This is a genomic window from Nostoc sp. FACHB-888 (assembly GCF_014696655.1).
Lineage (GTDB): Bacteria > Cyanobacteriota > Cyanobacteriia > Cyanobacteriales > Nostocaceae > Nostoc.
Genome location: NZ_JACJQM010000147.1, coordinates 1 through 10,887 on the forward strand (window position 1 = coordinate 1; position 10,887 = coordinate 10,887).

8 protein-coding genes are annotated in these 10,887 nt (G+C 41.3%); 3 read left to right on the forward strand and 5 right to left on the reverse strand.

Annotation, left to right across the window (positions count from 1 at the left end; genetic code table 11):
• Positions 1-62: 62 nt before the first annotated feature.
• Together H6G26_RS33975 and H6G26_RS33980 are read right to left on the reverse strand one after the other, a co-directional pair.
• Positions 63-365 (reverse strand): filamentous hemagglutinin N-terminal domain-containing protein, encoded by a 303-nt coding sequence (locus tag H6G26_RS33975; protein WP_190735466.1) that lies wholly within the window; start codon positions 363-365, stop codon positions 63-65.
• A gap of 75 nt (positions 366-440) precedes the next feature.
• Positions 441-1,301, reverse strand: a complete 861-nt coding sequence (locus tag H6G26_RS33980; RefSeq protein ID WP_190735457.1) for a class I SAM-dependent methyltransferase — start codon at positions 1,299-1,301, stop codon at positions 441-443.
• A 921-nt stretch (positions 1,302-2,222) separates the two neighbouring features.
• On the opposite strand from H6G26_RS33980, the gene H6G26_RS43155 reads away from it, so the two are divergent.
• Complete coding sequence (locus H6G26_RS43155) at positions 2,223-2,591, forward strand: hypothetical protein (RefSeq protein ID WP_242054068.1); 369 nt, start codon at positions 2,223-2,225, stop codon at positions 2,589-2,591.
• Between the two features lie 31 nt (positions 2,592-2,622).
• Positions 2,623-3,165 (forward strand): hypothetical protein, encoded by a 543-nt coding sequence (locus H6G26_RS43160; protein ID WP_242054069.1) that lies wholly within the window; start codon positions 2,623-2,625, stop codon positions 3,163-3,165.
• Between the two features lie 41 nt (positions 3,166-3,206).
• Here the strand turns inward: H6G26_RS43160 and H6G26_RS33990 are convergent, their stop codons facing one another.
• The 3 genes from H6G26_RS33990 to H6G26_RS34000 all read right to left on the reverse strand — a co-directional run bounded on the left by H6G26_RS33990 (position 3,207) and on the right by H6G26_RS34000 (position 9,554).
• Positions 3,207-3,575 carry a hypothetical protein gene (locus H6G26_RS33990; protein WP_190735459.1) on the reverse strand — a complete coding sequence of 123 codons (369 nt, stop codon included), beginning with the start codon at positions 3,573-3,575 and terminating at the stop codon, positions 3,207-3,209.
• A 1,003-nt stretch (positions 3,576-4,578) separates the two neighbouring features.
• Positions 4,579-6,126, reverse strand: coding sequence for a hypothetical protein (locus H6G26_RS33995; RefSeq protein ID WP_190735461.1), 1,548 nt, complete (start codon positions 6,124-6,126; stop codon positions 4,579-4,581).
• Positions 6,123-9,554, reverse strand: a complete 3,432-nt coding sequence (locus H6G26_RS34000; RefSeq protein WP_190735463.1) for a serine/threonine-protein kinase — start codon at positions 9,552-9,554, stop codon at positions 6,123-6,125. Before H6G26_RS34000 ends, H6G26_RS33995 begins: the two co-directional genes overlap by 4 nt.
• A 729-nt stretch (positions 9,555-10,283) precedes the next feature.
• Between H6G26_RS34000 and H6G26_RS34005 the strand changes: the two genes are divergently transcribed.
• Positions 10,284-10,505, forward strand: coding sequence for a hypothetical protein (locus H6G26_RS34005; protein WP_190735464.1), 222 nt, complete (start codon positions 10,284-10,286; stop codon positions 10,503-10,505).
• Positions 10,506-10,887 lie beyond the last annotated feature (382 nt).

The window sequence follows — 10,887 nt, forward strand, 5'->3', positions numbered from 1 at the left end:
TTGCGGGTCGATTCATGGGTTAAAACTGCTGAAATGCTTGTCATATATACATTTTAGCAGTTTTAAGCTCCGCTTTTTTCTGAGTTTGTGAGAAATCCGGGTCCAAGTAATCCGTCAATGTTAGAAATAGACTTACCTGTTACCCGGCTAATAATGTTTTGAATGTCTCCTGCATTGTTGAAGTAAACTGTTTTCCCAGTGGGGATGGAAAACTGGTCAAAGCTATGTAACAGATTGTTACCTGCTCTAGTTCCTCCATTGATAATGCTAATATCATTATCAACAGTAATGCCGGAATTGACAGGTAACGTTGAATCTGGGATGATTTGTGCTTTTACTACTCCAGAATTCAACAAGCAAATCATTATGCTTACTTGGATAACTTTGGGAAAACTGAATATTTTCATGTTAATTATATAATCTTAATTTTCAGCTTCCAACTAAGGAGGAGAGACTTGGAAAGATAAAATCATGTATTGTAGTAATCCACGGCGACTAAGCCTCTCCAACCCTCTAGTTGCCCGGTAAGTTTCCTCATCCCCTTCTCGCCGCATTAATGAGTTAACTACTGGGTAAGTTGGTAAAGTATTACGAGTAATATTCTCTGTTTTTACTAGCTCAAAACCTGTAGCTTCAGCTAAATTTTTGTACTCGAAAATAGGACAAAAATTAACAGACCGAGAGCCGTAAGTACGAACAATAAGAGTTTTAATAGCTTTTTCTATTAATTTCCAGGTTCGGTAAAAAGCCTCAATAGGAATAAAATCACAAATCGTTAATCTTCCTCCTGGACGTAAAACTCGCCTTGCTTCCTTAAAGAAATTTTCGCGGCTAGAGAAAGCAAAAATAGACTCTACTGCAAAAACTACATCAAAATAACCATCAGGGAATGGTAACTGGCAAGCATCAGCGTAAATAAATTCTATGTGATTATGCGGGAGAGCCTGTACTATTGTTTCAGCTCTAGATAGCTGTTCTTTATTAATATTTATTCCGACTAAATGCATATTACAAAAACGTTCATTGAGAGTAGCAATGGTTCCTCCAAATCCACAACCTACATCAAGAATGCTTAAACCATCCTGTACTTCTGCAACGTCAGTAACGAGACGAGATAAGTTCTCTGCCGCTACAGCAAAATCTGCAACCGAACCATTAGCTTGAGTTGGGTCAGACCAATAACCCCAATGTAAATGGCGACCAAAAGCCAAAAGCGCATCAGCATCTCCTTCAGAAAATTTTTGTGGCAAGCTATCAAAGTAAGCTACACTAACTGAATTATTATTATTGCCGTCGCTCAAAATTTTTCTCCTTTACATGAATAAGTACGTAGTCTGAATTTGATTTTTTTCTTCAATAGTTGTAATATTTACTTCTATTTTACGTAGCTCTTGTTAAATAAGGACAGAACAGATATGACCTTATTTAAGCAAAAGATGGAAAATAGCTCAAAAAATTAGTGTTGATAGATATTACAGTGTTATTGAGAATAGTCTGAATTTACAAGATATTGATAGTATACAGCAATCAATAACATGTCAATACTCTTGGAAGAAAAAACTACTATTTTGGTAATAATTATCTGCTTGATAAAAACTAATGTAACGGTATAATTAGCTACTATAAAATTATAGCTATATCGTATAGTATAATTGGAATTTTTAGTTCCTTTGTAACCTTGGGACAGGCTGAGAATCACATCAAAGATTACCTCAGCGATCGCACAAAGAATAACATTACCTGGAAAAGTGAATGGAGCTACTGCAACTTTAATGATCAGCGTGATAGTAATCGGGGCAGAGAGCAAAAAGCTTACGAATAAGCTAGCACTAATGGAAAGAAACTAGTAACGACCGAGATAACCCAGGCGAAATTCTAACAACGACTCTTGTACTCCAAACAAAGTCATCCAAAATGCAATACCCGCTGTCAAATAATCAAGCATTAGCCGTTCTTTTATCCGTATGTTGAAGAGGGTATTTATAGAATACGCCTAAACAGTATTTTGTTGTTGTGGTGGCTCTGGTGTGGTGTTTTTTTGATAATTGGTCTATAAGATTTTTTAATGAGTTTTATATTTGGTAATGCTTTAAGACTGCAAAATATATAAAGCAACGAAAAACCCCATTCAAGGTATTGTTGGGGGTAAAGATAAGAAACATATATTCAATGATGACACAACTCGATATTTGTTCAACTGCTGTCAGCCTGGAGGTGCGGCAATGAACAAACCACCATCCAGACGCAAGAAAATTACCCCCGCAACATCTGAGGAACTAAAGCTAGCAACTGACCCTGCTCCCGAAAATACTTCTTTGCACGAAAATCCCGGGAGAGCAACGATTACGGTGACGGCTGTTGAAGTCAAAGAGTTGACCGACCAAGAACAAAGCTTACGCTTGCAATTAGAACGCCGTGTAGAACGTACATTTTTAGAAGCGGGTCAGGCGCTGATGGAGTTGAGAGACAGACGGCTATACCGTTCCACGCACCGAACTTTTGAGGAATACTGCCGCGAACGCTTTGGTTACAGCCGTGATGCAGCGTACTTGAAGATTTCGGCTACTGCTGTTTATGAGAATCTTAATTAAGTTTTTGCCGACCAATGGTCAGCAAATTCCAATGCCGACCAACGAACGACAACTGCGGTTTTTGGCGAAAGCCGAGTTGGAACCGGCTGTGCAAGCGGATGTATGGCAGCAGGCAGTAGAGCAAGCTGGCAATAAGATTCCATCCGGTCGGATCGTGAAAGACGTGGTGGACAAGATACGCGAAAGTCCGAAAGTACCCAATCCTTATCATATTGGGGAAATATGCCTTCTGTTGCCGAAGGATAACCCGGAACTCAGAGGTAAAGCGGGTTATTGGGGAGTAGTTAGCCATGCTGGAGAATACAATTGTACACTTCAGACATGGGACGGCGACTACACTGTAAAAATCGAACAGATGAAATCACTGAAATTACTTGATGAAGATTGCTTTTTTATGCAGCAGTTGTGTGCGAGGTTACGGCAGTTGCGTCAAGTGGCTAGCCGTGACGAGGCTGTAGATTGGCTGTTGCAGGGTTTGGGGAAACAAGCTAAACCTTATTTATCTTCGTTGCAGGCAAAATTGCTGGCAACTGTGGAACGGGAGTACAAAATCGAGTGGAGGCAACAGAAATGATGGTGCAGCGAGGAAACAATAATTTAATGCAACAAAATTTCCTAAACTCGTTTAGTTTCAAATATTTCTCGCCATAATTCAAATTCCGGACAATTGCACCAAAGGGTAACGAATCCATCAAAAAGTTTAGTTTCTGAATTTTTAACTCCCCTTGGGAGAACTTGGATCAAGATAGGAATATCCAAATCACATTTCCAATTTTCTATTTCTTTTTGAAGTTGGGCAATAGTGTCTTGATGGAATCCTCGGTCGTTCTTGGAACACTGAACAAGTAAACATCCATTATCAGAATCTTTGACTCGTTTGAGCGAGAAGTTAATCTGCGTCCACATTGATTGGACTTCATTGAAAATGTTAGGCAAACCATATTGATTGCCTAATATTGCCTTGCGGCGTTTCGATTCACCCATAAGTCCCCCTCAGCAATACAAATTTTGACAAGGATGACGAAGAAGATAAGGAATCTCCTGACGACGAGTAAGCTCAATAGCGCTCAGACTAACCCTCTGGGGGTTATTAACTACTAATACTATTGTAACGATAAATCAAGGGTTTCAAGTATTTTGCAGTTGCAAGAATTGGGGAAGCAAATCAAATTCCCTAAAAGCTGAAAACTATTGGCTGGCGGCTGTTACGTCGGGTGTCTTGGGACTGATCACGCACTGCGTAAAAAAAGCAATCGCACTCATGCGCTCCAAAATAAGTAGCTATCCAAGTAGCAAAGGAGCGAAGCGATCGCTTCATCTTCATGCAAGTCAATTTTCCCAATTTGGGTGGTAAAAATACACCTCTAAAAGAAAAACCTAAAAATAGATGAAATAAATAAACTAAAAATGACTTTATAGTTAACAAGTAATGTTTTAGGTTAAAAAACTTACTCTATGTTTATAGTACATAAATACTATAAACATAGGCTTTAGTTAAAGAAAATGGGCAGAAGTGCTTATTTTAAAGGACTTGTACAAAACTTCTTCGTGTTTCTGTTGCTTTCATGCCAAATGATTTCTTATCGAAATAAGCCCCTCTTTAATCGCTATCGTGCCATAAAACTATAGAGTCATTTTCAGTTTATTTTTTGAGAGTGGTGGTAGTGTCTCTTCATAAAAGGCATCGCTTAAGGAATGTGCTGACGATGTAGCATCAAGGTAAGTATGATGAATTGCACGATTAAATGAGCGCGGACAGTTACGGTTTACCTAGATGAAAGGTAGATATGAGCAATATAGAGCGCCGTTGTTGCGTGAATCGGCAAAATGGTGAAGACCAAAGCCTAGTATAAATTACCGAATATCAACAAAAATAGAGGAGGAAAGAAAAAAGAGGCAGGCAGAAGCAGATCAGCCATATTAAATTGTTGCATCAAATAATTAATCTATATTTTCAACATACAGAACCAAGATGTACGCGCTCCGACTAATTCCTGTGAGATTCGTCGGTCAATCGCTTCAGCAGGTTATCAAACAGCTCGTCAATCTTGTGCGAGTCAGAAACCAGCGTCCCTCGCTCGTCGCGGAAGGTGCGATCGCGCTCCCCTTTGAAAGATAACCAGTTAAAGCTGGTAGCGACTGCAAATTTGGTATCTGAAATGAGGATTTTGGCGTGAGTATCTCCAAGTCGTTTAAGTGTAAAGGTCTTGGAATATTGGCTTGCCAGCTTTTGCAGATTCTTCTCAGCTTGAATATCTGCTGAACTGCGCTTTTCGTCCTTCTCACCTAACCCATACCCAATGAAAATTTGCACTCCTCGTTTTAGCAGATTCTCAAACTGCTGGAGAAACCAACGGTTGACCGAGTTAGCCCGAATCCAAGGTGAGAAGATCATCAGGCGTTCTCGGCTATCCTTAAGGGCTTGTTCTAGCAAGGGGCGATGTTCGTACATGTCTAACCAGCGCATCGGTACTGTTGCCAGCACAGAATCGAGTTGAAATTGAAGCTGCTCAATTTGCTTTAACGCATCTTGAAGTTGTTGATAAAGCGCTTGTTTCTCTTCATCGTCCTCTGCCTGCTCAATCTTTTCCTGAGTTGTTTCAATCTGAGCTTGAATTTTGGCTTGAGCCGCAGTCGTCTCTTTTTTAAGAATTGCAATCTCGTCAACAGGTGACTGAGCGACAAACTCACGCCCTAGTATCTCTTCAGCCAGCCTTCGCGGTTCACTCTGACTTAGTGTCTCAGCAATTCGGAGTTTCTTTACCCCATCCGCACGAGCAAAGGCAGCCTCATGTTCGCTGGAAACAATACCATCAATGACAAATGCCACCTGAATCTCATCACTCTCTTTTGCTTTAAAGACCAGTGCAGTAGCTGGTTGAAAAAAGCGTTGTCTCCGATCAATCGCCTTCAAAGCCAGTAAATCTCGCTCCTGACGAACTCTGGCTTTACTATCCTTCTCAATCTGCTGAATAATTTCGTCAACATCCTTCAACTTGAGGTCGGACAATTCTGGAGGACGTTTTGGTGAAGGCTCAATTTCAACAATGCTAAAGTCGCGCAAATCTTTTGCCTTGAGCAAGCGTGAGTTTAATTGACCATACCAGCGCGGGATTCTCAAAAGTCCATCAAAGTTAATATCGAAAGTTCGTTCTTCTGGCACAATAATTCTGGCTTCTTGTAAAGTTTTCTCTCCCTTTTTCGTTAGCTTCCATACCTGAAATTGTGAAACATCAGGAGCAATTAGATCAATGTCTTCACTCACGCGTAGATTGACCATTGCTTCTCGGATCGTTAGTAATTCCAAACCCAGAAATCCGGCAATTTCTTCTTCGGATGAAAGACCAACATTAATAGCCTTCAGAACGTACTCCTCAATCGGCGGAATTGGTTTACGAACCTGAGTCAGAGCTTCAACAGTAATTTTGTAGACGGGCAGCCCAACTTCCTGGCAGCAAACCAGGTCAAACCCGGAACGATTATCATAGCGACGCAGGTCTTCTAGATGTAAAGACGTAAATTCTTCCCAGGTCATAAGTTTGGCTCCGTCTGAATACAATCTTCTGGGTGTTGTTCAATGTAGTGCAGGACACTATGTAGAGGACTGTGACTTAACGCTCGACAAAATTGATGATCGCCAACAATCAGCAAACCAACCCGTCCTCTAGATAGCGCCACATTTAGTCTGGCTTCATCTTTGAGAAATCCAATTTTGCCATCTTTGTTGGATCGAGTCACTGAGTAAACAACGATATCTGCTTCCCGCCCTTGAAAGGCATCAACAGTATTGCACTCGATTGTCAAAGCTTTTAGGCTACTTTGTTCTGCATCCAAGCCGCGATTGAGCAATTTCAGTTGGGCTGCATACCCGCTCAAAACTGCTACAGTGTAATGTTTTTGAGCTTCTTCTGCAACTCGGTTAAGTTGTTTAAGCCACTGAACAATAACTCTGACTTCACAGGAGTTATTAAAGCTAGACTTAAGGACTTGTTCGCGGCTATTTTTGAGCTTTGAGGTAGTCAACCATGTGACAGGTCGTTGCAAAACCTGACTCAAAGTTTTATCTATTGCAGGCCCATTACTACCCAACTGACCTTCATAAAAGCAGGTGCTAATCAACTTTCCTATCGGCTCAACCATTCGATGCTGAATTGCCAGCATCTTACGGCAAGCATCTGGCAAGGTTCTTAACAAGCGATCAAACAGGGTTTCTTGAATGTCCCCTGATGCCAATTCATACTCTTCCAAAAATTCGGAATTTCGGCTGGCTTCATCTTGAAACGGTGGTAGTTGTTTGGGATCGCCTACCAGTATCCATTTTTTTGAACGCGCCATTGGTACTAAAACTTCAGTCGCGGTTGCTTTAGAAGCCTCATCAACAATGCATAGATCAAATTCAATGTCAGAAATTTCTCTGGAGATGCCAATACAAGTTCCTGCAACGACTTGCGATCGCTTGATCAAAGGTGCATTAAATCGTTCATTGCGCCCAAACTGCTCGAACCATTGTGTTTGCAGACTAATCAGCTGTTGTAGGATTTTTGCATTAGGTGAGTTGGGATCAATCAAGCTCTTGCTCCTCTGCTCTAATTCTTCAGCTGATAGTCTTACCAATTCATCAATAGTTTTGATGCGCGTAATTTCTTGAAGACGTTTTGCTTTGTGTTTCTGCTCATCCCGTGCAGCCTTTGCCTGTTTCTCTAGTTGTTCGATTTCCTCTTCTAATCGTTGAAACTCCTCCACCCTGTCCGTTGGTACATTTCGCTGTCGTCGAGATTTGGGTTTTCCTTCATCATTGAGTGCAGAAAAATTATCTTCCCTCTCCTGCTTACGGCTTGACAGTTCTACTCTTAGAGACTCTAGGTTCAAGGCAATATTTTTCAACTCTTGAAATAGAACAGCTTTCTCCAAATCCTGCTGAGAAATTCCGCTACGTGCAGACCAATTAGCAAGGAACTGTTGCCCTTGGGCGATCGCATTTTCCCGCCACTTTGCCATTTGTTCTTCTAAAAGCAACGAGTAAACACCTTCTGATACCCGCTCATGATTGCCAATGCGAATCAGCTTCAAGTTGGAGTTTTTTTCTTGAATCCTTTCCAATGCGTTATCGAGTGCAACGTGGGTTTGAGAACTAAGTAGAATTCTTGCTTCAGGGTTCTGCTGAAGGGTTTGCAGGATGACTTCTGTAATAAACGTTGTTTTACCCGTCCCTGGTGGCCCTTGAACTAACAGAAAGTCTTGTGTTGACAGGGCCGCTTTTACAACTTCCTTCTGAGACTCATTCAAAAATTGGATGAATTTAATCTCGATATCTAAGGCAGGGGCCTGAATTTCTTGAGGATTGGCTAGTAACTCTCGTAAGTCAGAGCGAACAGCACGATCATACCGAATTGCATCTAGGGCATTTTTTTGGCGGTTCAGGGCAATTTCAGCCAAGCGAGTATCAAATCGCAGTTCCCCTGTTTGAGGTAAGCGATCTAGTTCGCCGTATTTCACGTACAGAACCAGTTTGTCATCAACCACTTCCACTACGTCTCCACCCAAAATGCTAAATCCGTTGGAACGTGTCACATGGCGTGGTTGTCCGGTAATGTCTGACTCTGGTAATTCTGCAATCTGAAAAATGACACGACTGCCATCAGGTGTAACACTTGTGTATTTAATCGGCTCTTCTCGCTTCTGTTCCCAGTCTGTCTTCGCCCTGAGAATGTCCCACCACACTCGAAAGATACGTTGTTTCTCCTCTTCCGCTCGTGATTGCCTTAAATTTGCCTCATGCTCTTCAACCCCCAGTTGAAGTTCTCTAATGACATCCTCAGCTTCCCATTTAACGATTGGTTTTCCAAATTTGAATTCATAAGGCAGTTGCCAGGATCGTTCCCGGTTTTGTTCTAGGACAACACTAGAAAAGCTTTGAGCATTGATTATAACTAGGCAATCTTGCTCTGCTGCAACTAAATAGCGGTAAGAGAAGCCAAAAATTGAATAATGATTATCAGCAGATTGTCCATTTGTGCCACTGCTTGACTTCTTAGCAATGCCACATCCAGCATTTAAGTCCTCAAGTAGAACCTTCTGAATTTCCGTCTCTGGTAACTGAAGCTCATTCTCAAGGTTTCTTACAGCATTACGAGTCAGTTGGAGATAACAGGAGTATTTTCGGGTTGTTTGCTTGCGCGATCGCTTCTGCTGAATTGCTTCTAACTCTGCTAATAATACTTCTGCGTTTGGTTGCCGTTCAGCAGGATCGTTCGAGACAGCACGTTCGATAATTTCGATGATTTCAGGGGGAGCATCAAGGGCAGTGATCGCACTCGAAAAGCTACTGTAATCGAGATCAAACTCAGTCAAGCATTTCAGCGTCATTACCCCAAAACTAAATACATCACGGGTATAAGGGTAAGAACCGTCATCTTCTTCTTGAGGTGTAAAGGGACGAGAGACAAATTCCCTTAACGTTACAGTTGGGCGAAAATAACCCCTGAGTTTGGAAATTCCAAAATCAGCCAGTTTCAACCTGCCATCACTACTAATTAGAATATTGTTTGGTTTGAGATCCCGATGAACGTATTTACGCTCGTGAGAAAATGCAAGTGCATTTAGTATTGGAAGAGCTAACCTCTCCCAATAAGAATCCCATCCTTCTAATGGAGTTTCTTTTAGCAGTACCGCTAAATCTCTCTCCATCCACTCTAAGACCAAGAAATATTCTCCAGTCTGTTTATCTCGTCCTGAATCAAAAAGCTCGACAATGCTGGGATGCTTTAACTCCCTGAGTGCCTGAGTTTCGCGTCGGAAGGATTCAACTAAAATGTCTACTTCAATCTGCCCATGTTTGAAAACTTTGACTGCTACCTGTCGCAATCCTTCTTTCATGTCAATGGCTTGGTAGACATCCGCCATACCACCAGAGCGCAGGTTGGGAGATAAAGCGTAGCGATCGTTAATGATACGAGGCGACATGGTTGTAGATTTTACCTGATAAGCTAATTATTCCCTTTACTTAACCAAAACTCACAGGGATCTCTTGGTATGGTCTACGAAAACGCAATTTTGAAAGCTTTAATCTTCTTTAATTAATGCTTCCAGTTGGGAGAGTAGTTTCTCTATCTTCGTCTTTTTCTTAGGATCATCCCATAATTTAGCTTTTTTGAAACGTTGGAAAGTGTTATCGACACCCTCTTTCAAAGCTATGGATTCTGTTTGAGCAGATGGCTGTGATTGTGACTGTAAGCATAAGTTTGCCGGGGCGGTACGTTTATGCTTTCAAATGTGTAGCTTAAAGGATAAAGTGACCGTTTTTAAAGCAATAAGCGGCCGCAGAACAGAACCTATGACAGAAGCGTATTTGCGAGAATTGAGTGCGATCGCTTGTAAAGTATGGCAAAAGTAGGGCGACGCAAAAATAAGCATTGTAGGTTTTTAGGGCGGCCACTTTATCCTTTAATTCCGGCCATCTTTTCCTTTAAGTGACAATTTCATCTTATGTGCGAACCCACAAGTTGCTCATCTTATTGTAAGCATATAAAAAAGTTCAACAATTCTAGTCTCTCAAAGCATTGATTTTTCGTGGTTGGGTGCAAGTCCACATAAAAATAAGTTGAACAATTTGGGGATGGAAAAGGGATCAATTTACCACTTTTTCAACACAGAGACACCAAACTCAAATAAAAAAGTTCAACAATTAGGAGAGTGATTCTACCCCAATGTGGGCGCGATGGGCTACGCCCCGCCGGAGGCGATCGCTCTAGTAATAACGTAGCGATCGCACGGCGGGGCGGTAAGACTTGTGAGCGATTCATGGACGGATGCCTGGAGCGGGGTAAAGCACCCAACAGAAATTGTAGAACTTTTTTATTTATTGTTGGACTTTATTATTTATTGTTGAACTTTTTTATTCCTCTACATCAGTGACATAATACTACATTTATGCTACAAAAGTGAGAACACAAAATAATCTACCCTTATCTTTTATCCGATATAAACTACGATTAACACTACTTCCCTTGATATAGAAGACTTTCACCAACATGCGATCGCGGAGAGTGCATGTTGGCAACGGAATAGGAACTATTGCGCTGCCGATAAATTTTGTTTGTCTTTGGTATCGCCTTTGATGCGTAATCCAAGCGATAACCATTTACAGGGTGCTAACTTCCAGTTATAGTTAGCCGTAACTTATTATAGGCACAATTCAACTATAGCTTTGACTGAGTGCAAAGATAGTTTACAAAAATTGCTCAGGCGGTTGCCATAATATTGGTTCAGCGAAGAGACAGAGGCATTGCTGCCAAAG

Excerpts from the sequence above, each read along its gene's own strand:
- H6G26_RS33975 (WP_190735466.1), bottom strand. The coding sequence starts at position 365 with ATGATTTGCTTGTTGAATTCTGGAGTAGTAAAAGCACAAATCATCCCA.
- H6G26_RS43155 (WP_242054068.1), top strand. The coding sequence starts at position 2,223 with ATGAACAAACCACCATCCAGACGCAAGAAAATTACCCCCGCAACATCT.
- H6G26_RS43160 (WP_242054069.1), top strand. The coding sequence starts at position 2,623 with ATGCCGACCAACGAACGACAACTGCGGTTTTTGGCGAAAGCCGAGTTG.
- H6G26_RS33990 (WP_190735459.1), bottom strand. The coding sequence starts at position 3,575 with ATGGGTGAATCGAAACGCCGCAAGGCAATATTAGGCAATCAATATGGT.
- H6G26_RS33995 (WP_190735461.1), bottom strand. The coding sequence starts at position 6,126 with ATGACCTGGGAAGAATTTACGTCTTTACATCTAGAAGACCTGCGTCGC.
- H6G26_RS34000 (WP_190735463.1), bottom strand. The coding sequence starts at position 9,554 with ATGTCGCCTCGTATCATTAACGATCGCTACGCTTTATCTCCCAACCTG.